Source organism: Serratia sp. CY55921, from assembly GCF_052167655.1.
GTDB classification, from domain to species: Bacteria; Pseudomonadota; Gammaproteobacteria; order Enterobacterales; family Enterobacteriaceae; genus Serratia; species Serratia ureilytica.
Window position 1 is genome coordinate 553,247 of the sequence record NZ_JBJNMU010000002.1, and the last position, 24,532, is coordinate 577,778.

The window sequence follows — 24,532 nt, forward strand, 5'->3', positions numbered from 1 at the left end:
GGTCACGCCTTGCGTGCTGCGACCGGCAGAATATCTTGCCAATGCTGTTCCAGCCACTCGGCGCACTCGGTGCGCGCCGCCGGGCCAAATACGATCGTCCAATCGGGTGGAATGGCGCGGAAATCCGGCCACAAACTGTATTGTTGTTGTACGTTGCGCAGCACCAGGCTGCGCTGCTGTTGATCATCGAACGGATTCAGGCTTTCCATCCTGCGTTCCTTGTGCCGCTGTCGTTACCGATGCCGGATAAGCGGTAGCGAAAGCGGAAGCCCACACCGCCTGCAGCCCGTCGGTCAGGCCGCTGCGCCAGCACAGCGCGTCGTGCCCGCCTTCCACCACCCGGTAGTGCACCCGATGGCCGGCTTCGCTCAGGCGCGCCGCCATTTGCCCGCTGACCTGATGCACCAGCTTTTCCTGCGTACCGGCTTCCATAAATACCTTCAGCGCGCCGTGGTTGCCCAGGCCGTGGCGTTCGACCTGTTGCATCAGCCAGCAGGCGTCGTCGGGAATGCTCGGCAGCTGCAGCATGTCGCGCCGCGGCCACCAATAGGAGCCGGACTGGGTGATCACCGCGCCGAAGCGCTGCGGCCAGCGCAGCCCGGCGTACAGAGAGGCCAGGCCGCCAAAGCTTTGCCCCGCCACCACCGTCTCGGTCGGATTGTCGCTGTGCGGCGCCCATTCGGCCAGTTGCGGCATCAGTTCTTCCTGCACCGCCAGCCAGAAATCGTCCTTGCAGGTCAGCTCACGCGCCCGGTGCGGCAGATCGATAATGTCGATCAGCACATACACCGCTTCCGGCAACGCCCCCTCGCGGGTCAGTTGCATCAACGGCGCCCAGACCGGCATTTGCTTCGCCCAGAACTGGCCGTCGAGCAGGATCGCGAGCGGGCGTTCGGCCGGCTTGCTGTCGCCGGTGGTGTAGATCCAGACATCGCGGCTGTTGCCCAGACGCTCGCTCTGCCAGGTATGGCGCTGCAAACGCGCCGGCAGCGGCGGCGTGCAGCGCCCGCTGGCGATCTCATACTCATCGAACGAGCGCCACACCGGCTGCGGCGGCGCATCCGGCATGTGCAGACCGGAAACGCTGTGGCCGCTGGTGCTTTGCCAGGAGCGATAGGGGTTGAGCAGATCGGGAGTGGCGCAGGCGAACACCTGGTGCCACCAGTGACGCAGGTTGTGCATGTTGGCGTGCGCGTCGTCGTCGCTGAACGCCGGCGGCCGCTCGTCAAAACAAGGAATAAAGCAGTAGCTGCCGCGCCAGGCGCCGTTCAGCTCGGTCTGCCAGTACCATACGTCGGTACCGGCCAAACGCAGCAGGCTTTGCGGCGGATTCGGCTGATGATGGTCGGTCAGGCAGTTGATGTTGATCCACACCCGGCGGTAGGCGGAAGTCAATTCGCATCCCTGCGGATCGCGCCAGAAAAAGGTGGTTCGCCACCGGCCGTTACCCGCCGGTTCTACCCATGGCGTACCGCGTCGTGCCACCGTCAACCACCACCCTGGACTGCCCGCATTGCTGCTGGCCAATAATCTGCTGCTTTCTGACTCTAGTTCTGTATTCACAACGCCTACCCATTTTGTAGTTGGCGGCACCGGGAACGTCGACTTTTCCCTATCGCCGGCCACCGCCCGAACACACTGTAGGCCAAATACTATTGATAATAATTTGCATTTGCAATAGTGTGTAAGGCTTGGAGATCGTGCTGGTATTGCGCGCAACGGACAGGGATCGGGGATACATCAATGGCATCCCTTGCCGCAGCCGATTTTCTATTCCGACTACACAAAAACTACAACCGCCTTTCCCCCATTCGGCGAGGGAGGGCAGCAAGGTAGGGCACTCAAATGAAAAGCAAGCTATCACGTTATTCTTTGGCCACTCTTATCGGCTTGGGATTGGGCGCGTCCGCGTTCGCCAACGCCGCGCAGCAGACCGACACCCCCACCACGGAAGAAAACAGCGGCACAGCGGATAAAAAGCCGCGCGGCGAAGACACCATCGTCGTGACCGCCGCCCGGCAGAACCTACAGGCGCCGGGGGTATCCACCATCACCGCCGACGAGATCAAGAAACGCCCGCCGGCGCGCGACATCAGCGAGCTGATCCGCACCATGCCCGGGGTTAACCTGACCGGCAACTCCACCAGCGGCCAGCGCGGCAACAACCGCCAGATCGATATCCGCGGCATGGGCCCGGAAAACACCCTGATTCTGATCGACGGCAAACCGGCCTCCAGCCGCAACTCGGTGCGTCAGGGCTGGCGCGGCGAACGTGACTCACGCGGCGATACCGCCTGGGTGCCGCCGGAAATGATCGAACGCATCGAAGTGCTGCGCGGCCCGGCTGCGGCGCGCTATGGCAACGGCGCCGCGGGCGGCGTGGTCAACATCATCACCAAGAAGGCCGGCGATGCGCTGCACGGCTCGCTGAACGGCTACTTCAACGTGCCGCAGCACAAGCAGGAAGGCGCCACCAAGCGTACCGATTTCAGCCTGTCCGGCCCGCTGAGCGATTCCCTGAGCTTCCGCCTGTTCGGCGGCTACAGCAAAACGCAGGCCGATGCCTGGGACATTAACGAATCGCACAAATCCGAACGCGTCGGCGCCTACGCCAACAGCGTGCCCGCCGGGCGCGAAGGGGTGGTCGATAAAAACATCGACGCCCTGCTGCACTGGGATTTCGCTCATCTGCAGTCGCTGGAGTTCGAATACGCCTATGGCCGCCAGGGCAACCTGTACGCCGGCGATACTCAGAACACCAACACCAACGCCCTGGTGCAGAGCAACTACGGCAAAGAGACCAACCGCATCTACCGTGAAACCTTCGGCCTGACCCACCGCGGCGCCTGGGACAACGGCGTGAGCACCAACAACTACGTGCAGTTCGAACGCACCCGCAACACCCGCCTGAACGAAGGCTTGGCCGGCGGCACCGAAGGCATCTTCGATACCAAGAACACCGGTTTCGGCACCACCAAGCTGGATGACTTCCTGGCGCACAGCGAAGTCAGCGTGCCGTTCGAGCTGGGCGTCGCGCAAACCGCTACGCTGGGCACCGAGTGGAGCCAACAACGCATGAAGGACGGCACCTCCACCAGCCAAACGCTGATGGGCGGCACCATTCCCGGCATGACGGCCGGTACGCGCAGCCCTTACGCTTCCGCGCATATCTTCTCGCTGTTCGCCGAAGACAACATTGAACTGACCGACACCACCATGCTGACGCCGGGTCTGCGCTACGATCTGCATTCGGAATCCGGCAACAACTGGAGCCCGGCGCTGAACCTGTCGCAGGAACTGGGCGACTACTTCACGCTGAAGATGGGCATCGCGCGTTCCTATAAAGCCCCGACCCTGTTCCAGACCAACGGCAACTATCTGCTGTACAGCAAAGGCCAGGGATGCGCCGGTAGCGATACCAGAAACGGCTGCTACCTGCTCGGCAACGACGATCTGAAGGCGGAAACCAGCGTCAACAAAGAGATCGGGCTGGAGTTCCATAACGACGGCTGGCTGGCCGGCGTGACCTACTTCCGCAACGATTACCACAACAAGATTGAAGCGGGTAACTCCCGCATCGCCACCAGCAGCACCGGCACGGCGGTCTATCAGTGGGAAAACGTGCCGAAGGCGGTGGTGCAAGGGCTGGAAGGCTCGCTGAACGTGCCGGTCAGCGAGACCGTCACCTGGAGCAACAACGCCACCTACATGATCGAGAACAAGAACAAGACCACCGGCGATTACCTGTCGGTGATCCCGAAGTTCACCGTCAACTCGACCCTCAGCTGGCAGGCCACGCAGGATCTGTCGATGCAGTCCACCCTGACCTGGTACGGCCGTCAGAAGCCGAAGAAGTACAACTACCAGGGTAAACCGGCCACCGGCGGCGAAACCCGCGAGGTTAGCCCTTACGCCGTCGTCGGCGCCAGCGCGACCTATGATCTGACCAAAAACGTCAGCCTCACCGCCGGCATCGACAACCTGTTCGATAAACGCCAGTTCCGCGCCGGCAACGCGCAGAACGTCGGCGACCCGAACACCGGTGCGATCAACATCGCCGGTGCGGGCGCGGCCACCTACAACGAACCGGGCCGCACCTACTACATGAGCATCAACACCCACTTCTGATGACATGAACCAACGACAAAGGGGTGCTCTGCACCCCTTGAGGTAAATGACAAAGCGGATGACGTTGCCGGGCTTTCATTAGGCGACAGATAGAAAACAAGGAAAATCAATTCATTGATTTTCGGCTGATAACCACAAAGGAGGAAAAACCACGCTTTTTCCTCCTTTGTCAGCCACGAGAAAGGGCGCCGCGGCGCCCTTTTTTTATCTTTCCATTCAGTTATTTGGTGTGTAGCTGAATGCGCACCACGCTTTCGGGTTTGCCGGCCTTGGTGGCAGCGCCGTCGTTTTTCACCGTTACGAACAGCGCATCGCCTTTCGGATCCAACGCCAGGCTGTTAGGGTGCGGCGGCAGGTCTACGGTTTGCAGGCGCTTGAGGGTCTTGGCGTCGAACACCGTCAGCGTCCCGGCGCCGTGATCCACGCGCACGCCCTTGCGGTTGGCGACATACAGCCGCTGGCTGCGCTCGTCGAGCAGCAGACCGATCGGCACTTCATCCGTCAGTTCGCTGGCCAGCACCTTGCCGCTGTCCGCATCCAGCGCAAACACCCGGTGGCCGCTGCTGCGCTTCACGTAGTCGCGCCCCAGATGATGGTTGCGGTAGTCGTCGCGGTCGATGCCCTGATCGACGCCCAACAGGCGGTTGCTCGCCGGGTCATACACCAGGTTCAGCAACTGATCGGCCTGCACCTCGTGCGTGGCGGCGATCGCCAGCGTGTCGGCGTTCAGGGTGATCACCTGCCCCTGCATATTGGAGACGAACACCCTGCGGCCCTTCTCATCCAGCGTGATGCCCACCGCGTTGTAACCGAAGCCCGGGATCACTTTCTCCAGCTTGCCGGCCTTGGTATCGACCACGTACAGCACGCTGTCGACGCCGAAGCCCAGCCCCGGCAGGAACAGGCGGCCGCTTTGCGCGTCATATTTAATCTCGCGGATGCGGTACAGGTAGTCCTCAGTGATCTTGAACTTCTTCAGCTCCGCCAGCAGGAAATCCAGGCGCTTGCCGCTGATGCCCGCCTGCTTGTAGGCCTGCTCCAGCACCGCTTTATCCAGCAGCTTGATGCTGTCGAGCGCATGGTTGGTGGTGGTGTCCACCACCCCGACTTCGCCGTTGAAGGCCTGCGTCAGGTACAAACGGTTGCCCGCATCGTTCAGCGCCACGCCGAAGCCTTTCACCTTCAGCGGGATCTCCGCCTTGATCGCCAGGGTGTTGGGATCCAGCCGCAGCACGCGGGAGCGCGCTTCTTCCTTCCAGTCCGGCGCGCTGACGAACAGCGCCTGCTGCGAGGTGCTGTAGGCCATCTCCACCACCGCCGACGACAGCGCCTGGCGCTTGATGTCCTGCGGTTTGATGCCGGCATCGTCCGCCTGCGCGGCGCCGGCGACCACCAGAGAGGCCGCCACCAGCAGCGACAGTAACGCGCGCGGGGTTGCTAGGGTTCCAGACATCCTTTTATCTCCTTGAAAATCATGCTTTCGGTTAGAGTGAAACAACGTCATGCCTGCGGCCCGGGCGGCAGCGCCGCCAGAGCGATATCACCAGCGATGTGCTGCGCAAACTGGGTAAAGACATGCTGAACGCCGTCGGCGATCAGAGTGGCCTGCTCCCTGCTGTAGTGATCCTGGCGATAGGTCATCATCACCCGCAGGGATTTCTTCCCGGCCAGATCGTCTTCCATCACCTCAAACTGCAGGCCGAGCAGCGATTCGGCTTTCTCCGGCTCCACCTGACGGTAGGCGATCGCACGGCCGTCCTGCAGCCGGAACTCGCCGTTCAGCTTGATGCGGCTGTGGATCTGGATGAACACTTCGAACATGTGGTTTTTGCGGTCGGCATCCACGCCGAACAGCCCTTCTTCCACCAGGTCGATCGGAATGTCGGTGTATGGCAGCGAGCCATTGATGGTGTTTTTCACCTGACTGACCAACCCGGCGACCGTCAGCCCTTCGTCGAAGCGCACGCGGTGCACCACCACGGTGGTGAAGTAGCCGACGGTATCGAAGAACTCGGCGTCGTTACGGCCGGAGGTCGAGGTGCCCACCAGCAGATCCGCCGGGCCGCCCAGCAGGCGCAGCGCCGAGGTAATCCCGGCATACACTACGTTAAACAACGAAGCGTTGTTGCGGCGAGCGAGCTGATACAGGCCTTCCGCCACGGCGGGATCGACCTCGAACTCCAGCCAGCCGCCGTTGACGTCCGCCGGCGCCGGCACCGCCGGATGGGTGGACGGTTCTTGCCGGAAGATCGGCTGGCCGACCGGCGCGCCGCGCAGCGCGTCGAGCCAGTAATCCAGATGTTGCTGCTGCACCCCGGAGGCCCGCTGCTGCCGGGCGAAGGTGTGGAACTGCGGCGGCTGTCCGCTCCACTGCGGCGCCTGGCCGACGACGCGATGGCGATAGGCGACGCCCAGCTCATCCATCATCAGGTTGAGCGACCATTCATCCAATACCACGTGGTGGAACAGCAGCGACAGCAGCTGCTGGCCGTTGTCCGCATCGCGCAGCAGCGTGACGCGCAGCGGCAGCTCGGCGGCCAGATCGAAACGGTGCTGGCCGGCGTCGGCCAACAGGGCGGCGGCGTTGCCCGCCGGCGTTTCCTGAGAGAAACGGAACCATTGGTAATCTGACAGTTCGGCAGCCGGCACCACCACCTGCACCACCTCGCCCTGCTGCTCGACGAAGCGTGAACGCAGCACGGTATGGCGAGTCATGACGTCGATAAACGCCTGACGCAGCGCCGTTTCATCCACCTCATCGAAGAAACGCAGAGAGAACGGCAGGTTGAAGATCTCGTCATGACCAAAGGCTTCATACACCTTCCACAACGATTCCTGCGCCAACGACAGCGGCGCCTGCGCCCGATCATGATCGTCGGCGGTCGTCGGTGCGGCATTCGGCTGCGCGACGTTCAGGCGTTTGGCGTACCCCGCCAGCCCGCGCGCCGTGGGATGGCTGAACAGATCGTTAATGTTGATTTCGATCTGATGCAGGCTCAGCAAGCGGCCGATCACCCGGGTGGCGACCAGCGAATGGCCGCCGCGATCGAAGAAGTCTTCATCCAGGGTCATTTCCGGCGCCGCCAGCGCCTCACGGAACGCCTGCAAAATCAGTGATGCAATGCTTTCGTCCGCGTCGCCGTTCGCCGCCGGCGCGGCCATCGCCGGGGAAACGGCCTCAGCCGCCGGCAATGCGACGGCAATCCGCTGCCCGGCCAGGAACGCGCTGAACTGCTCCAGCAGGAAAGGCGCCGCGTGCGGAGACAGACGCGGATCGGTGACCAGCTCCAGCGTCAGCGTTTCCGCCTCGGGCGAGCTCAACAGCAGCGCCAGTTCAAACGGCGTATGCAGCGGCGGCAGCAACAGGCGTTCGGCGTGAACGCCTTCCAACCGCCACTCTGCAGCCAGATCGTCGCGCCAGGCCACCAGCAGCTGCGCCCGCTGCGGATCCGGCTGTTCAGCCACGGCCTGCGCCAGCAGCCGCTGCCCGATGTCGCCCTCGCCATGTTGTACGGTCAGGCGCATCAGCGGCGCTGCCGTCAGGCCCAACTCCAGGCCGACGCACTCCGCAGTTTCTGCCGCCGGCACGCACAGCTGCACCGCTTGGCCGCCGGCCTGCGCGGCGACGAACTCGGCAAAACGCGCCGCCACCGCCGCCATCAACGCCCGCGGCGTGTCGTTGGCGGGCAACAGCGAGCGCGCAATGCGCGTGACCACGCGCGCGCCCACCGGTGGCAACGCTTCAACACGCTGCGCCGGGCTGCGATAATCCTGCAGCGCGACCGCCTGGCGCGCCCAGGGCAGCTGTGGCTCCGGGGTTTCCGGCGGCTCGACCGGCTCCGCCGCGAAAGGCAGAGGCATCGCATCTCCGTTATAACGGGCGGACAACATCGCCGGCAGGTGGCGCCACGGCAGCGTTTCCGCCAGGATGTCATGCAATACCGCGCCCAACATCACATCACCGCCCGGCGTGAGCAACAGCAAGAAGCGCAGCGGCGCTTCGCTTTCCAGTTCAAACGGCGCCGCCTGCGCCTGCAGCAGGCAATCCATGGCGTGTTGTTCATCCGCCACCTGACGCAGGCTCACCGGCAACGGCGCCGAATCGGCGGCGCGTTTAATCAGACCGTTTTCGTCATCAAAAACGTAATGCACGTTCACGCCCGGCGTTTCCCGCACCAGCGCCTGCAGCGCCGCCGTCAGTTGGGCGATATCCACCTCTCCCGTCAGGCGCCAGGCTAGCGCCCGCTGCCCGCGTGCGTCACCCTGCTGCAGATGGGCAAACCATGCCCGCTCTTCGGCTTCGCTTACCGGCCGCTCGCCGTTCGCCGCCCCCGCGCCCAGCGCCTGAAACGCGCTCTCCAGCCGCTGGGCCTCTTCATCGCTCAGAATGCTGTCAAAATCACCGATCACTGCGTTATCTCCTTTGCCCGGCCGTGCCGGGATAGCGCATAAAACGTGGGACATTCGTCCCCCGTCACCGCGATAGCGTTAGAAAGTCAGCTCAACCGCTGCGCCGACCAGGCGGCCTCGCTGGAGCGTCGCCGTGTAAATGTCATTGCTTCTGACCATCTCGCGGCGGTCGGAATCAAACAGGTTTTTCGCATACAGCGTGGCGCGACCGTAGTCGAAGGTGTAAGCCAGCTGGGCGTTGGCCGTCCAATAGGAGCCGATGCGCCCGCGCGAGTCGTTGTCGTATTGCGAATAGTAGGAGTCGGTAAACGCCACATTGCTGCTCAGCTCCCACCCTTTCAGGAACTGATATTTGGCGCCCATGTTGGCGGTGTAAGCCGGCGCGCGCGCCAGCTCATGCCCTTCCACGCCGCTGCCCGAGAACTTCTTGATGTCGGTTTTCAACAGGCCGAGGTTGCCGAACAGTTCGAAATCCCAGCGCGGCTGCCAGGTAGCGCCGATTTCCGCGCCGTAGGTTTCCACCTTGTCGGCGTTGCGGATCACGCTGGAGTTCTCGCCCAGCGAGTACGGCAGCTGCATATCCTTGTAATCGTTGTAGAAGATGTTACCCGTCAGCACCACATTGGCGTCTTTCAGGTGATGGCGGGTGTACAGCTCGTAGTTCCAGACATACTCGGAACCGTAGGTGTAGCTGACCACCGGCGTGCCGATCGTGATGCCGCCGCCGCCGGCGTTATAGCCGCGTGCGATCTTGGCGCCGTAGGTTTGGGTATCCGTCGGTTTCCAGGCCACGTCCAGCTTCGGCAGGAACACGGTGTAGGTTTCATCGAAATCGATGCGCACCGCCTGGCTGCCGCCGTCTCGGCGACGATGTTCGCGCTCCAGACGGCTGGCGGCGGTCACGTCCACCTGCGGCGTCAGCGCATAGGTCAGCTCGGCGAACGCCGAATGGGTATCGGTCTTATCCTTGAAGGTCGAGCCGCCGAAGATGTTGACGAACTCATCCTGCGTGCCGTGGAAGTAACGCAGCCCCGCCAGCCCGTGCAGGCGGCTGTCCGCGCCGCCGAAGCGCACTACCGGCTCCACGTGAACTTCCTGGCCGTCGATCTCGGCGTATTGGATGTTGTATGCGGTCGGACGGTTGATGTTGAAGTCGGTGTAGATAACGCGGTTTTCCAACGTCAGTGCGTCGGACTGCTCCCAGGCCAGATCCCAGATGGTGCTGTTCATGTTGCTTTTGAACACGGCGCGGCGCGGATCGTGGCGCGGGTTGGTCGGATGCGGCTGCGGGTTGAGGCTTTCGTTCTGCGGCGCGGTGCTGCCGAAGTGGTTGAAGGTCAGCTTGGTGGTCAGATCGCGCAGGCCGGCCGGGTTGAACAACAGCTTGGCGCGGGCGGTGGTGGCTTCCACTTCGCGCGGATCGCCCACCGGCGCATAGGCCGGCAGATCGGCTTCGCTGCGGCGGCGCTGGCGATCGACGCTGACGCGGAACGCCAGCTGATCTTCCACCAGCGGGCCGGACGCCATGGCCGCCAACTGTGAAGAGTGCTGGTTGCCGGCCCCGCCCTTGAAGGCGCTTTCCCACTCGAAGGTCGGATCCTTACTGGCCATGACGATGGCGCCGGCGATGGCGTTGCGCCCCTGGATGTAGCTTTGCGGGCCGAGGAACACTTCGACGCGATCCAGATCCCACAGCGACTGCGGACCGAACGCCTGTTCGTTATAAGTCAGCGAACGGCCGTCCAATGACAGATTGAGGCGCGGGCGGGTGCCGCTAAGGAAAGCGTTGGCGCCGACGTTCGGGCCGGAACCGTCGATGCCGCGCACGGTCGGCAGTTCGTTGCCGATGCCCAGATCCACCACGTTGGGGGTCATGCGCAGCAGATCGGGGATCTGCACCGCATCGGGCATCGAGGCGATGCGGTTGCTGTCGAACACCTGCACGCTGGAGCCGGTGTCGAAAATGGACCGTTTGATCTTCTCACCGGTGACCAGCAGCGTTTCCGCGTCCTGGTAGGTTTCGTTGCTCTTCGTTTCCGCCGCGTTGACGTTACCGATCGCCAGTGAACAAACCCCTAAAAATACGGAGGAAAATGCCCCAATGGCTTTCAACCCCGCCTTTTCCCCGTTTCCTACGCTTTCATGCCGTTGAGCCGCAAAATGCTTGCCCATAGATGTCTTCTCCTTTCATCCCAGAGGTGCACAAAATTTGATTTTTTTTTACACAACCTACATCGACACTCACACAGATCATGACGCTGCGGCCTTCCCGGCCTTGCTGTTGCTTATCCCTGCGGCAAACCCATGTCTTTCGCGGCCGAACGGGCGCGGCCCCGTCCACGGCCAAGCCGCCGGCGGAGCGGCCGGCAGCTTGTATAAAAACGTAAAATAATGTTAAGAATGATAATATTTTGCATTTTCTAATGCAAATCATTATCAATAAAGGTGTGAGGGCTGACAAGATAACTGCCAGAAGCCCTTATGCTTTCGCAGGAAAAACGAGCGCTGCAATAACAAGCAATCATTTCAATGCTAAGAATAATATAGATAAATTACTCACGCCCAACGCCCTCTCTGCTCAGTATTGCTAAAACGCCTTATAGATAGCACCCATGCGCCAAATGGATCAAATAATAATAATTTTCATTCCTATTAACATTTGGATATATTCTTGCAGTCTCGTTGGCTGAATCAAAATGGATACCCGATGAAAGCGTTAACCACGATGCAGGCCGCCTATTGGGTAGGCCGACAGTCCGCTCCCCCTCTGGGCGGCATGGCCGCCCACCTGTATGCGGAGTTCGACGGCGGTGAGCTGGATACCGCTCGGCTCCGCCAGGCCGTAGAGATGTTGTACCTGCATCATCCGCTGCTGCGCCTGCGCATTACCGACGATGGCCAACAGACGATCGCGCCCCCCAGTCCCCGGCATACCTTGCATCTCGACGACTGGCGACACGCCGATGAAGCGACGCTGGCGGCCGCGCTCGCCGCCAAACGCCAGGCGAAAAGCACCCAGCTGCTGCCGCTTGAACAGGGCGTTCCCTGCGATATCAGCCTGAGCCTGCTGCCGGAAGGGCGCAGCCGCTTGCACGTCGATCTCGACATGATCGCCGGCGATGCCATGAGCTTTCGCCTGCTGATGGAGGATCTGGCGGCGTTTTATCACCAGTGTCCGGCGGCGCCCTCCCATGACGCGCCGCCGGCCTACTTCGATCACCTCGAACGACGCAACGCCGACGAGGCGCTGCGCCAGCGGCGCGAACGCAGCCAGCGTTGGTGGCGTGCTCGCCTGGCGCAGGTGCCGCCGGCGCCGCGCCTGCTGCGCACGCCGGACCGCTGCCGCAGCGATCGTTTGGCCATCCAGTTGAATGCAGAAGAAAGCCGCGCGTTGGAGAGCGTGGCCAAGCGGCACCACACCTCCCTCTCGACGCTGTTTCTGGCGCTGTTCGCGCTGGCCGTCGGCCAGGGTTGGAACATGACGCGCTTCCGGCTCAACGTGCCGCTGTTCCACCGCGAGAGCGAACGGGAAGACGCGCATCGCCTCGTCGGCGACTTCTCTAATCTGGTATTGCTCGGCGTGGAATTGAACCCGACGGAAAACCTGAACGCCTTCTGCCAACGCCTGATGGCGCAGCTGGCGGAGCTGATCGAGCATGCGGATTATCCCGGCGTCAGCGTGATGCGCGATCTGTCACGCCTGCACGGCAGCCTGCAGCCTTCGCCGGTGGTGTTTACCGCCGGTTTCGGCATCCGCGGCAAGACGCTGTTTTCCGAACGGGTCGCCGACACCTTCGGCCCTCTCGGCTGGGTCATCTCTCAGGGGCCGCAGGTCGCGCTGGATGCGCAGGTCGCCCACGTCGACGACGGCATTCTGATCAACTGGGACGTGCGGCTGGACGCGTTTCCCGAGCACGTGTTGCCACGCCTGCTGGCCTGTTACCGGGCGCTGCTGCACCTGGCCGCGCGGCAAGCGGGGGCGTTCGATCGCCCGCTGTCGCAACTGCTGGCGCAGTGTACCCCCGACGCGCTGGCGCAGCAGGCGCCGGTGCGCCAGGTGCTGCACCGGCTGCTGGAGCGGGTGGCTCCCGAGGCCGGCTTGCACGACCACGACGATATCCACCGCTTGGCCCTGCCGGATGCTGGGGTGAACGCGCTGCTAACGGTGCTCAACAGGTATCTGGCGGCGGCGCTGACGGTGCAGGATCTGGCGGCGCATCCCTCTCCGGCGGCGCTGGCGGCATTGATCTGCCAACGCTCGCCCGAGGCAGGACGGCATGCGAAAACGCTGCTCGCCGCGCTGGCGCCGCAGCACTGAGATCGGTTTCCGGGCGCGCGACGTCCGGCACGTTTTAATCGGTTAGCGACTATAGGGAAGCACCATGGAGACACCATTAACCGCACTGCAGCAGGCCTATCTTCTCGGCCGCAGCGATCGATGGCCGCTCGGCGGCGTGGCGATGCACGACTTCCGCGAATACCGCGCCCGGCAGCGGGATGTGCTGCGCCTTGAAGCGCGCCTGGCCGAGCTGGTACAGCACTACCCGGCGTTGCGCACCTGCATCGATGTGCAGCGCGGCACGCAGCACGTGCGCCCGGAAATCACGCTGCATCTGGATCGCCACGACCTGCGCTCGCTGGATGACGAAGCGGCGCAGCGCCAGACGGAACAACTGCGCGAGCGTTACTCCCACCAGCGCCACGATCCGAGCCAACCGCTGTGGCGCATCGCCGTGATCCAACTTGCCGAACAGCAGGATCCGACGGGATCGCCGTACGATACGCTGATCTTTACCAGCTTTGATGCCTTGATCCTCGACGGCCAGGGGATCTCCGCCGTGATCGCGCGCCTGTTCGACGATCGCCCTCTGACGCCGACCGCCGCCGCGCTGCCGCCCCCTGCGGCATCGGCGGCGCAACGCCAGGCCGATGCCGCCTATTGGCGCGAGAAGCTGCAGGATGTCACCACCCCGTCGGCGTTGCCGTGGCGCGCCCCGCTCGCCAATCTCACCGCATCACGCTATCGCCGCGCCACCCTGACGCTGCCGCACGACACGGTCAAACAACTGGGCCGCCTGGGATCGCCGCATGCGCTGCTGCGCAACAGCCTGCTCTCGGCGCTGATCCTTGATACGCTGGCCCACTGGACCACCGACGGGGAGCTGTGCGTCGGGGTGCCGGTGGCGTTCCCCGCCGCCGACGGCGCGCTGGGCAACGCCTCCAGCTTCGTGGCGGTGCGCTATTCGCGCTATGGCGAAGACTTTATCCAGCGCGCGCAAGCCTTGCAGGACGATGTGCTCGGCGCGCTCGATCACCTGGCGTTTTCCGGCGTCGATCTGGCGCGTCAGTTGCTCGGCCAAAGCCAGGGCGGCCCGGCGCTGCCGGTGATCCTGACCAACTGTTTAGGTTGGGAAACGCTGCCGGCCGAGGCGCCGGTGCGCTTCCACGATGGCCTGACCCAAACGCCGCAGGTCGCCATTGATATCCGTCTGACGCTGGACAGCGAAAAAAACCTGCAGCTGTGCGTGGATTACGCCGAGCAGGCGCTGCACGGCGAGCAGGTAGCGGCCATGCTGGCGGCCTTGCAGCGGCGCATCCTGCACAGTTGCCAACGCGCCGATCTGGCGATCGCCCCGCGAGATTTCATCGATCTGGCGCATTACCGCCACAACGACAGCGAAGCGAATTACGCGCCTTATCCTTATCTGGCGCAGCTGGCCGAGCGGCTGTTCGGCGCGCATAACGGCGGCAACGCGCTGATCTGTGGCGAGCAGACACTGACCTATCGCGAGCTGGGCCAGCGGATCGCCACGGCGATCGCCAACCTGCAGAGCCGCGGCGTACAGCCGGGCAACGTGGTGGCGCTGTATTTGCCGCGCAGCCCGGAACAGATCATCTTCAGCCTCGCCTGCGCCCTGCAGGGGGTGATCTGGGTGCCTATCGACATCAACTCGCCGCCGGAGCGCACCGCCTACCTGCTGGAGAACTGCCGGCCGACGCTGGTGGTGCACGGCGGCGATCTGGAGACGCCGATCGGCGTGACGCCGGCTACCCTGCTGACGCCGACAGATCGCGCGCCCGCGCTGCCGGATGAACAGGCGTTGGCGGAACGCAGCGCCAGCCAGGCCGCGAGCTATTACCTGTATACCTCCGGCACCACCGGTAAACCCAAGTGCGTGGTGCTCAACAACCGCGCCACCGCCAACGTCGTGCACCAAACCCAACAGCGCTGGAGAGTCACCGCCGACGACGTCTTTATTTCCGTGACGCCGCCGCACCATGACATGTCGATGTTCGATCTGTTCGGTTCGCTGTGCGCCGGCGCCACGCTGGTACTGCCGGCGCCGCATCAGGAAAAAGACGCCATCAGTTGGAACCAACTGGTGGAAAAACATCGGGTCAGCCTGTGGTGCTCGGTGCCCGCCATTCTGGAGATGCTGCTCACCTGTAAAACGGCCGACAGCCTGCGCTCGCTGCGCTTGGTGGCGCAGGGCGGCGACTACATCAAGCCGGCGACGGTGCAAACCCTGCGCACTCTGCGCCCGGATCTCGCGCTGTTCTCACTCGGCGGGCCGACCGAAACCACCATCTGGAGCATCTGGCACCCGATCGCCCCGCAGGAGAGCGGCACCGTGCCTTACGGCCGCCCGCTGCCGGCCAACCGCTATTTCATCTGCCATGACGACGGCAGCCACTGCCCGGCCGGCGTGGTCGGCCGCATCCATACCGCCGGGGTCAACCTGGCGTTAGGCTATCTGGAGCAGGGGGAGCTGAAGCAGCACGACTTCGTCACCCTCGCAGGGCCGGACGGGCAGCCGCTGCGCGCTTTCCGTACCGGCGATCAGGGCTATTACCGTCCGGACGGCAACATCATGTTCGCCACCCGGGTGAACGGCTATGTGAAGATCCGCGGCGTGCGCGTCTCGCTGCCGGAAATCGAAGACGTGCTGCGCCGCCATCCGGCGATCCGGGATATGGTGGTCGTGGATTATCCCAGCGGAGAGAACAACGAGGCGGCGCTCGGCGCCCTGTATCTGACCCGCGACGGCAAGCCGCTGCCGCTGTCCGAGATCCGCGCCTTTGCCACCGGCTATCTGCCCTGTACCCATATTCCCACGCGCTTTATCCACGCCGAGGCGCTGCCGCTGTCTGCCAACGGCAAAACCGACCGCCATCGTATCCGCGCCGACCTGAGCCAGCGGCAAACCGCGCCGGCGCTGAACGCCTGCGCAGCCCCGCCGCCGAACGCGCCTTTGGCGCGCAGCGCAGAGATCCTGACCATCTATTGGCAGGCGATCGGCGTGACGCCGCGCCCGGAATGGGGAGAAGAGACGGCGTTTATCGCCATGGGGCTGAAGCTGCCGCATATCAAACAGGTGGCGGAGCGCCTCAATGACGCTTTCGGCACCCGGCTGGTGAGCAGTGCGCTCTTGCCGTGCAAGAATGCGCGCGAAGTGGCGGCGTTACTGACCAGCTGAAGCCACATCACTCGGGCGGGGATATCCCCCGCCCGCAGGTTATCAGGCGGGCAATGCCGTCAGGGCCGCGAGCGGTTGTTCCCAGGCTTCCCGCTGCAGCGCGCGCAGCAGAAATTCTTGCAGCGCCTCGCCATAGTCCAGCGCATCCTCCGTCGGGAACTGTTCCAGATAAATGTCGATATCCACCTGCAGATCGCGGGCGTCGGTGCGGCCGCGATACGTCAGGTTGAAACCGTCGCCCGAGCCGCCGGCCAAAACGCGCCGGGCGCCGCGACAGCCGACAAAACGGGGCGCGTCGAAGGGTTGCACGTTGATGAAGGGAGAAATAAAGAAGCGCGAGTTCGGATCCACGCCGCGATCGGCGGCCAGTTGGCGCAGACGATAGCCGGCGTGGCTGCGCAGCTCGCGCAGCTGCTGCGTCAGGGTGGTCAGAAAGCTCCCCAGCGTCTCCATTGGCGCCGGCGATACCAGCAGCGGCAGGGTATTAACCGCCAGCGAAGGGACGTTGGTGGCGGCTTGCCCGCGGCGATTCATCGCCGGCATCCACATCGGCAACGCATCGCCCTGCCGGGCGTGGCGCGGCATGACCTGAAACAGCCAGGCCGCCGACAGCGCCACCAGCAAGTCGGGCCAATTGATGCCACTGCGTTCCGACTGCTGCGCCAGACGTTGCGCGACTTCTGTCGGCAACCGACGGTTGACGCTCAGGCGTCGCACGCCATACTCACCGCCGCCCTTACGCACCGTCGGCAGCGCCTGCGACGGCGGCAGATAGGCCTGCCAAAAGCGCCGATCGCGCTCGCAGCGTTCAGAATCGACGTAGGCCAACTCGGCCTGTTGAAAGGGGGCGAAGGCGCCCAAAGGGATGCCCGCGCTCCCCTGGCCGAGGTAGTGCGCATATAGCGCGGCGCAGCGGTGCTCGATTAGCGCCATGCCGAAACCGTCGACCAGAATATGGTGCGCACGCACGTACCAGAGGTAACGCTCCGGTCCCAGCTTCAGCAGCCAGGCGGCGGCTAACGGTTCGCGGTGCAGCGCCCGGTGCTGCGCGATATCCTCGTGCATCAGGCTTTGCGCCGCCTGCCAGGGATCGCGATGCGTTTGCAGATCGATACGTTGCAATGACGGTATGCGCTGTGGCTCGTGCCGTAGCGGCGGTGGATGGTCGCCACGCCGTTCGCCAAAGCGCAGGGCAAACGCCTGCGTCTCGGCGAGGGTGGCGGCGATCGCCCGGCAGAGCGCCGCTTCCTCTATTGCGCCGCACAGTTCGGTGCAATGGGCGACGGTGGATAAGGTCTGCCCAGGGTGCAAGGTGTATTCTTCCCAGAAATCAAGCTGCGCTGGCGCCAGCGGCAACCATTCAGAGGCCAAAGCGGTGTCCGACATGTTACCTACCTTTGATAAGCCTGAATAAAAGCGCCGAACGGGCGATACCCCGCCGTTCAACGGCTTTTGTGTGTCTCCATACATCATCAAATGAAAATGATAATAACATCTATTATCATTTCCAATAATTTGGTAACACTTTAGATTCTGTTAAGCGGGGATGCAAGCGACGCAACGGGGGCAGAGAAAAGAAAGTGGCAGGCTGAAAGGGCATAAAAACAAAACGCCCCGGGCACGGATGCCCGGGGCGTTTTCATATCCCGCTAGCCGGTGATTAGCCTTGATTGGCCGGCTTCACCTTCTGCGCCAGGAACTCCGTTTCGTAGGCCAGCGCCTTCTTGCGATCGAACTGGTGCTCCCACTTGGCGATAACCAGTACCGCCAGCGCGTTGCCCACGACGTTCAGCGCGGTGCGCGCCATATCCAGGATACGGTCCACGCCGGCGATAAAAGCCAGGCCTTCCAGCGGAATGCCGACGCTGCCCAACGTCGCCAGCAGCACCACGAACGAGACGCCCGGCACGCCGGCGATCCCTTTCGAGGTCACCATCAGCGTCAGCACCAGCACGATCTCCTGCCCCAACGACAGCTCGATGCCGTACAGCTGGGCGATAAAGATGGCGGCGATGCTCTGGTACAGCGTCGAACCATCCAAATTAAAGGAGTAACCGGTCGGCACCACGAAACTGGTGATCGACTTGGGCGCGCCGTAAGCCTCCATCTTTTCGATGATGCGCGGCAGCACCGTTTCCGAACTGGCGGTGGAATAAGCCAGGATCAGTTCGTCTTTCAGGATGCGGATCAGCGTCCAGATGCGCAGGTTGCACAGCCGAGCGACCGCCCCCAGCACCACCAGGGCGAAGAACGCGATGGCGAAGTACACCAGCACCACCAGCTTGGCCAACGGCAGCAGCGAAGCGAAACCGAAGTTCGCCACCGTGACCGAAATCAGACCAAACACCCCGATCGGCGCATAACGCATGATCATGTGGGTGACTTTGAACATGCTCTCGGACACGGCTTTGAAGACCTTCAGCAGCGGCTCTTTGGTCTCTTTCGGCAACGACGACAGCCCCAGACCGAACAGCACCGAGAAGAAGATAATCGGCAGCATGTCGCCCTTGGCCATCGACGAGAAGACGTTCGACGGGATCAGCGACAGAATGGTCGCCACCAGGCTGTGCGAACCGCTTTGCACCTGTTCGGTGGTTTTCTCATACTGCGAAATGTCCACCGTGGTCAGCGTCGACATATCGATGCCGTGGCCCGGTTGGAAGACGTTGGCCAAGGTGAGCCCCACCACGATGGCGATCGTGGTGATCACTTCGAAGTAAATAATGGTTTTCAATCCGATGCGGCCCAGCTTTTTCGCATCCCCCACGCCGGCAATACCGACGATCAGCGTGGAAATAACGATCGGCACCACAATCATCTTAATCAGACGAATAAAGATATCACCCGCCGGGCTGAGAATATTGCTCACCAGCCACTCACGAGATTCGGTCTGGTTGTGCAATACCGCGCCAACAATAATACCCAGCACCAACGCGATCAGGATTTGCCAAGCCAGGCTAATTTTTACACTTTTCATACCCAAAAAGTCCTCAAAGACTCTTTGCGCCGTACAAAGTCGCAACACGGCGAAAAGAATACTTAATCATTTATTACAGGCTTATGTTAATTCAGTGGAAGCGTTCACCTGCCCTGGGTGCGACGCAGTATAAATCTGTATCATCCGGGCGGCATGCTCTGCAAGCCTTGATTTGTCAGGGTTGAGCGCTGAATCGAATCACAAAAAATTCGCGCAACTATTTCAAATGGCATAATTGCTTGTTATTAAAAACATAATTTTTCATATAATGAAGCACATAACCGCGCCGGCGACGTTTTTTTGAACGCGATTAAAATGCGTTATTTTTCGTCCATTCTGCATATTTAGTCCGCATCAAATGTTTATATTTTGTTACTCAAAAGTCAAATAAATGGGAATTGACCGAGTGACATTTTCACCCATAAATGCAGCGCCGTTTTATATTCCGATTAAAAATCGAACAATTCGGCATGATGAATGCCACACGGTATTTCCCGAGTTTTCATCAGGAATTAAGCGTTAATAGAACGTTATTTCACGATGTGCCGTCCATCGTTATATCGCGTTAATACCAACTTCGAATATTAATAGCGAAAAATAATCAAAAAAGATTTATAGCGCGAAATAATGTCGGTCTCTCCCCCCCCTTATTAAGCGCGAGGCAAACACCCTCGCCTTTGTTTATTCTTTTTTGTTCTTTAGATAAGTGTTTTTGGCTAAAAAAGCGGGTTTATGATGATTTAAACGCCAAATAGATAGATACGTACTGCAAATGCGACAGAACTATTACAAATCAATATCTTTGTTGCGTGATCTGCCGCGCAAAAAAGAAACAAAGAATCGTAGCAAACTATACTTAACCTTCAGTTGACATATCATTAACAACTTCAAGGAGAAAAGCTATGAGCCAACTGCATAAACACGCTATTCCTTCTGCAATTGCAGAACGCGCCCTGATTAATCCGACACAATACCAACAGTATTATCAACAGTCGGTTCAAGACCCAGAAGCTTTCTGGGGTGAGCATGGCAAAATCCTGGACTGGATCAAACCCTATACCAAAGTCAAAAACACCTCGTTCGATCCGGGCCACGTCAGCATCCGTTGGTTTGAAGACGGCACGTTGAACCTGGCGGCCAACTGCCTAGACCGTCATTTGGCTGAGCGCGGCGACCAGACCGCCATTATCTGGGAAGGCGATGACCCGACCCAATCCAAGAAAGTGACCTACAAACAGCTGCACCATGATGTCTGCCAATTCGCCAACGTGCTGAAAAAGCTCGGCGTGAAAAAAGGCGACGTGGTGGCTATCTATATGCCGATGGTGCCGGAAGCGGCGGTCGCGATGCTGGCCTGCGCCCGCATCGGCGCCGTACATTCGGTGATCTTCGGCGGCTTCTCACCGGAAGCGGTCGCCGGGCGCATTATCGACTCCAACGCCAAACTGGTGATCACCGCCGATGAAGGCCTGCGCGCCGGCCGCGCCGTGCCGCTGAAAAAGAACGTCGACGATGCGCTGAAAAACCCCGGCGTGGTCAGCGTGGCCAACGTCGTGGTGTTCCAGCGCACCGGCAAACCGGGTTACTGGCAGGAAGGGCGCGATCTGTGGTGGCATGAGCTGACCCAGGGCGTTTCCGCCGATTGCCCGCCGGAAGAAATGAACGCGGAAGATCCGCTGTTTATCCTGTACACCTCCGGCTCGACCGGCAAGCCAAAAGGCGTGCTGCACACCACTGGCGGCTACCTGGTGTACGCCGCGATGACCTTTAAGTATGTGTTCGACTATCACGACGGCGACATTTACTGGTGCACCGCCGACGTCGGCTGGGTCACCGGTCACAGCTATCTGCTGTACGGCCCGCTGGCCTGCGGCGCCACCACGCTGATGTTCGAAGGCGTACCTAACTATCCGGGCGTCAATCGTCTGTCTCAGGTGATCGACAAACACCAGGTCAACATTCTGTATACCGCGCCGACCGCCATTCGTGCCCTGATGGCCGAAGGCGACAAGGCGATCGAAGGCACCCGACGCGATTCGCTGCGCATCATGGGCTCGGTCGGCGAACCGATCAACCCGGAAGCCTGGGAGTGGTACTACAACAAGATAGGCAACGCCAAATGCCCGATCGTCGACACCTGGTGGCAAACTGAAACCGGCGGCTTCATGATTACCCCGCTGCCGGGCGCAACCGAGCTGAAGGCCGGTTCCGCCACGCGGCCTTTCTTCGGCGTACAGCCGGCGCTGGTTGATAATGTCGGCACGCCGCAGGAAGGCGCCTGCGAAGGCAACCTGGTGATCGTCGATTCCTGGCCGGGCCAGGCGCGCACCCTGTTCGGCGATCATGACCGCTTCGAGCAAACCTACTTCTCGACCTTCAAAGGCATGTATTTCAGCGGCGACGGCGCCCGCCGCGACGAGGACGGTTACTACTGGATCACCGGCCGCGTCGATGACGTGCTGAACGTCTCCGGCCACCGTTTGGGCACCGCCGAGATCGAGTCCGCGCTGGTATCTCACCCGAAAATCGCCGAAGCGGCGGTGGTCGGCATTCCTCATAACATCAAAGGCCAGGCGATCTACGCCTATATCACGCTGAACCACGGCGAAGAACCGACGCCGGAGCTCTATGCCGAAGTGCGCAACTGGGTGCGCAAAGAGATAGGGCCGATCGCCACGCCGGACGTGCTGCACTGGACAGACTCGCTGCCCAAAACGCGCTCCGGCAAGATCATGCGGCGTATCCTGCGCAAAATTGCCGCCGGCGACACCAGCAACCTGGGGGATACCTCCACGCTGGCGGATCCGGCTGTAGTCGACAAGCTGTTGGAAGAAAAACAATCAATGAAAGTGCCGTCATAATTTACGCCGCTTCAGGCCGCTCATTCGGATAACGCGCCGTTGAGCGGCCCTGGCGCGGCGTACTCTATCAATACCTACTGGAGACACTCTGATGAATGACACCATTTATCAAGGGATTGAAGAAAACCCGCGCTTTAAAGAGCTGGTGAGAAAACGCGGCCGGTTCGCCTGGCTGCTTTCGCTGATTACGCTGGCGCTGTACGTCGGCTTTATCTTGTTGATCGCCTTCGATCCCCAATGGCTCGGCACGCCGATCGCCGCCGGATCGACCATTACCCGCGGGATCCCGGTCGGCGTCGGGCTGATCGTGATCTCTTTCGTCTTGACCGGGATCTATGTCTTCCGCGCCAACGGCGAATTCGATCGCCTCACCGCAGAGATTCTGCGCGAGGTGAAACAATGAAGCGCTTATTGTCCGCCGCCGCGCTGCTGTTGCTGCCGGGCCTGGCCTGCGCCGACGCCATTGGCGGCGAGGTGCATCGTCAGCCGCTGAACATCCAGGCGATCGTGATGTTTATCCTGTTTGTCGGCGCCACGCTCTACATCACCTATTGGGCCTCCAAACGCACCCGTTCCCGTCAGGACTACTACACCGCGGGCGGGCGCATCACCGGTCTGCAAAACGGGCTGGCGATCGCCGGCGACTTCATGTCCGCCGCCTCGTTCCTCGGCATCTCCGCACTGGTCTATACCTCGGGTTATGACGGCCTGATCTACTCCATCGGCTTCCTCATCGGCTGGCCGATCATTCTGTTCCTGATCGCGGAACGCCTGCGCAATCTCGGCCGCTATACCTTCGCCGATGTCGCCTCTTACCGTCTGCAGCAGAAACCGATCCGCACCCTCTCGGCCTGCGGCTCGTTGGTGGTGGTGGCGTTGTATCTGATCGCGCAGATGGTCGGCGCCGGCAAGCTGATCCAGCTGCTGTTCGGGCTCAACTACCATGTGGCGGTGATCCTGGTCGGTATCCTGATGGTGCTGTACGTGCTGTTCGGCGGCATGCTGGCCACCACCTGGGTGCAGATCATCAAAGCGGTGCTGCTGCTGGCCGGCGCCAGCTTTATGGCGCTGATGGTGATGAAGTCGGTTAACTTCGACTTCAATACCCTGTTCGCCGAAGCGGTGAAGGTGCATCCGAAAGGCATCGCCATCATGAGCCCCGGCGGGCTGGTGTCCGATCCGATTTCCGCGCTGTCGCTTGGCCTGGCGCTGATGTTCGGCACCGCCGGTCTGCCGCACATCTTGATGCGTTTCTTCACCGTGAGTGACGCCAAGGAAGCGCGCAAGAGCGTGTTCTACGCCACCGGCTTTATCGGTTACTTCTATATTCTGACCTTTATCATCGGCTTCGGCGCCATCCTGCTGGTCAGCGCCAATCCGGCGTTCAAAGATGCCACCGGCGCGTTGCTGGGCGGCACCAACATGGCGGCAGTGCATCTGGCCAATGCCGTTGGCGGCAACTTCTTCCTCGGCTTTATCTCGGCGGTGGCGTTCGCCACCATTCTGGCGGTGGTTGCAGGCCTGACGCTGGCCGGCGCCTCGGCCGTGTCCCACGATCTGTACGCCAGCGTGATTAAAAACGGCAAGGCGACCGAGCGCGATGAGCTGAAGGTCTCCAAGATCACCGTCGTGGTATTAGGCCTGGTCGCCATTGCCCTGGGGATTTTGTTCGAGAAGCAGAATATCGCCTTTATGGTCGGGCTGGCGTTCTCCATCGCCGCCAGCTGTAACTTCCCTATCATCATCCTGTCGATGTACTGGTCGCGTTTGACGACCCGCGGCGCGATGATTGGCGGCTGGTTAGGCCTGCTGACGGCAGTGATTCTGATGATCCTCGGCCCGACGATCTGGGTGCAGATCCTCGGCCATGAGAAACCGATTTACCCGTACGAATACCCGGCGCTGTTCTCGATGATCGTGGCCTTTGTCGGCACCTGGCTGTTCTCGATCACCGACAGCTCACTGGCCGGGCAGCAAGAGCGGGAACGCTTCCGGGCGCAGTTTGTTCGTTCGCAAACCGGGCTGGGCATTTCTCAGGGCAGCTCGCATTGACCGAATAATAAGTGAAAAAAGCAAACACACCCTAATCAAAGGCCCTTCGGGGCCTTTTCTCTGGCTCGCTGACGGAGAATGGAGAATAAGGAGGGGAAAGCAGTGCAGCGTAGCTGCGCTTTTTTGCGTTTTACGCACAGCAAAAAGCCCTGAACGTCAGTTCAGGGCTTTCGGCTTTATTTGATGCCTGGCAGTGTCCTACTCTCGCATGGGGAGACCCCACACTACCATCGGCGCTACGGCGTTTCACTTCTGAGTTCGGCATGGGGTCAGGTGGGACCACCGCGCTATTGCCGCCAGGCAAATTCTGTTTCATTCCAACCGCCTCACTTCCATGAAGCCATCAGAACCAATCTCGGAACGTCGCTGAAAATCTCTCTAAAAACACCTTCGGTGTTGTAAGGTTAAGCCTCACGGATCATTAGTACTGGTTAGCTCAATGCATCGCTGCACTTACACACCCAGCCTATCAACGTCTTAGTCTTAAACGTTCCTTCAGGGGCCTTAAAGGCCCAGGGAAGACTCATCTTGAGGCAAGTTTCGCGCTTAGATGCTTTCAGCGCTTATCTTTTCCGCACTTAGCTACCGGGCAATGCCATTGGCATGACAACCCGAACACCAGTGGT

General features: G+C 61.3%; 13 protein-coding genes and 2 rRNA genes. 6 read left to right on the forward strand and 9 right to left on the reverse strand.

The genetic code is table 11. From position 1 onward, the window contains the following. Window positions 1–2 precede the first annotated feature (2 nt). Complete coding sequence (locus tag ACJ8M3_RS16465) at window positions 3–209, reverse strand: MbtH family protein (protein WP_033644173.1); 207 nt, start codon at window positions 207–209, stop codon at window positions 3–5. Then, window positions 184–1,563 (reverse strand): enterochelin esterase, encoded by a 1,380-nt coding sequence (gene fes / locus ACJ8M3_RS16470; protein ID WP_089197594.1) that lies wholly within the window; start codon window positions 1,561–1,563, stop codon window positions 184–186. The genes ACJ8M3_RS16465 and fes overlap by 26 nt, the downstream gene beginning before the upstream one ends. A 282-nt stretch (window positions 1,564–1,845) precedes the next feature. Between fes and ACJ8M3_RS16475 the strand changes: the two genes are divergently transcribed. After that, the gene (locus ACJ8M3_RS16475) at window positions 1,846–4,128 is read left to right on the forward strand and encodes a TonB-dependent siderophore receptor (RefSeq protein ID WP_047573056.1); all 2,283 of its coding nucleotides are present in this window, start codon (window positions 1,846–1,848) and stop codon (window positions 4,126–4,128) included. Window positions 4,129–4,348: 220 nt separating this feature from the next. On the opposite strand, the gene ACJ8M3_RS16480 is transcribed toward ACJ8M3_RS16475, so the two are convergent. The 3 genes from ACJ8M3_RS16480 to ACJ8M3_RS16490 form a co-directional block, all read right to left on the reverse strand. Next, complete coding sequence (locus tag ACJ8M3_RS16480; RefSeq protein ID WP_089195371.1) at window positions 4,349–5,581, reverse strand: YncE family protein; 1,233 nt, start codon at window positions 5,579–5,581, stop codon at window positions 4,349–4,351. 47 nt (window positions 5,582–5,628) lie between these two features. Next, window positions 5,629–8,538 (reverse strand): condensation domain-containing protein, encoded by a 2,910-nt coding sequence (locus tag ACJ8M3_RS16485; RefSeq protein ID WP_089197593.1) that lies wholly within the window; start codon window positions 8,536–8,538, stop codon window positions 5,629–5,631. A 78-nt stretch (window positions 8,539–8,616) separates the two neighbouring features. Next, window positions 8,617–10,710: a TonB-dependent receptor gene (locus tag ACJ8M3_RS16490; protein WP_033641581.1), complete on the reverse strand. Its 2,094-nt coding sequence runs from the start codon at window positions 10,708–10,710 to the stop codon at window positions 8,617–8,619. Between the two features lie 535 nt (window positions 10,711–11,245). Here ACJ8M3_RS16490 and ACJ8M3_RS16495 point away from each other — a divergent pair. Both ACJ8M3_RS16495 and ACJ8M3_RS16500 read left to right on the forward strand, forming a co-directional pair. After that, window positions 11,246–12,856, forward strand: a complete 1,611-nt coding sequence (locus ACJ8M3_RS16495) for a condensation domain-containing protein (RefSeq protein WP_197822557.1) — start codon at window positions 11,246–11,248, stop codon at window positions 12,854–12,856. A 64-nt stretch (window positions 12,857–12,920) separates the two neighbouring features. Then, window positions 12,921–16,016 carry an amino acid adenylation domain-containing protein gene (locus tag ACJ8M3_RS16500; RefSeq protein ID WP_197822558.1) on the forward strand — a complete coding sequence of 1,032 codons (3,096 nt, stop codon included), beginning with the start codon at window positions 12,921–12,923 and terminating at the stop codon, window positions 16,014–16,016. A gap of 42 nt (window positions 16,017–16,058) precedes the next feature. Here ACJ8M3_RS16500 and ACJ8M3_RS16505 read toward each other — a convergent pair whose 3' ends face one another. Further along, on the reverse strand, window positions 16,059–17,402 hold the full coding sequence (locus ACJ8M3_RS16505; RefSeq protein ID WP_103101955.1) for a condensation domain-containing protein: 1,344 nt from the start codon (window positions 17,400–17,402) through the stop codon (window positions 16,059–16,061). A gap of 274 nt (window positions 17,403–17,676) precedes the next feature. After that, window positions 17,677–18,993 carry a glutamate/aspartate:proton symporter GltP gene (gene gltP, locus ACJ8M3_RS16510; protein ID WP_033641576.1) on the reverse strand — a complete coding sequence of 439 codons (1,317 nt, stop codon included), beginning with the start codon at window positions 18,991–18,993 and terminating at the stop codon, window positions 17,677–17,679. Window positions 18,994–19,895: 902 nt separating this feature from the next. Between gltP and acs the strand changes: the two genes are divergently transcribed. The 3 genes from acs (at window position 19,896) to actP (ending at window position 23,906) form a co-directional block, all read left to right on the forward strand. Further along, complete coding sequence (gene acs / locus ACJ8M3_RS16515; RefSeq protein WP_197845397.1) at window positions 19,896–21,854, forward strand: acetate--CoA ligase; 1,959 nt, start codon at window positions 19,896–19,898, stop codon at window positions 21,852–21,854. Window positions 21,855–21,945: 91 nt separating this feature from the next. Beyond that, on the forward strand, window positions 21,946–22,257 hold the full coding sequence (locus ACJ8M3_RS16520) for a DUF485 domain-containing protein (RefSeq protein WP_004930047.1): 312 nt from the start codon (window positions 21,946–21,948) through the stop codon (window positions 22,255–22,257). Next, window positions 22,254–23,906 carry a cation/acetate symporter ActP gene (gene actP / locus ACJ8M3_RS16525; RefSeq protein ID WP_004930048.1) on the forward strand — a complete coding sequence of 551 codons (1,653 nt, stop codon included), beginning with the start codon at window positions 22,254–22,256 and terminating at the stop codon, window positions 23,904–23,906. Before ACJ8M3_RS16520 ends, actP begins: the two co-directional genes overlap by 4 nt. 185 nt (window positions 23,907–24,091) lie before the next feature. Here the strand turns inward: actP and rrf are convergent. Together rrf and ACJ8M3_RS16535 are read right to left on the reverse strand one after the other, a co-directional pair. Further along, window positions 24,092–24,207: ribosomal RNA gene (gene rrf, locus ACJ8M3_RS16530) — 5S ribosomal RNA — on the reverse strand. Between the two features lie 99 nt (window positions 24,208–24,306). After that, a 23S ribosomal RNA gene (locus ACJ8M3_RS16535) occupies window positions 24,307–24,532 on the reverse strand; the annotation flags it as partial.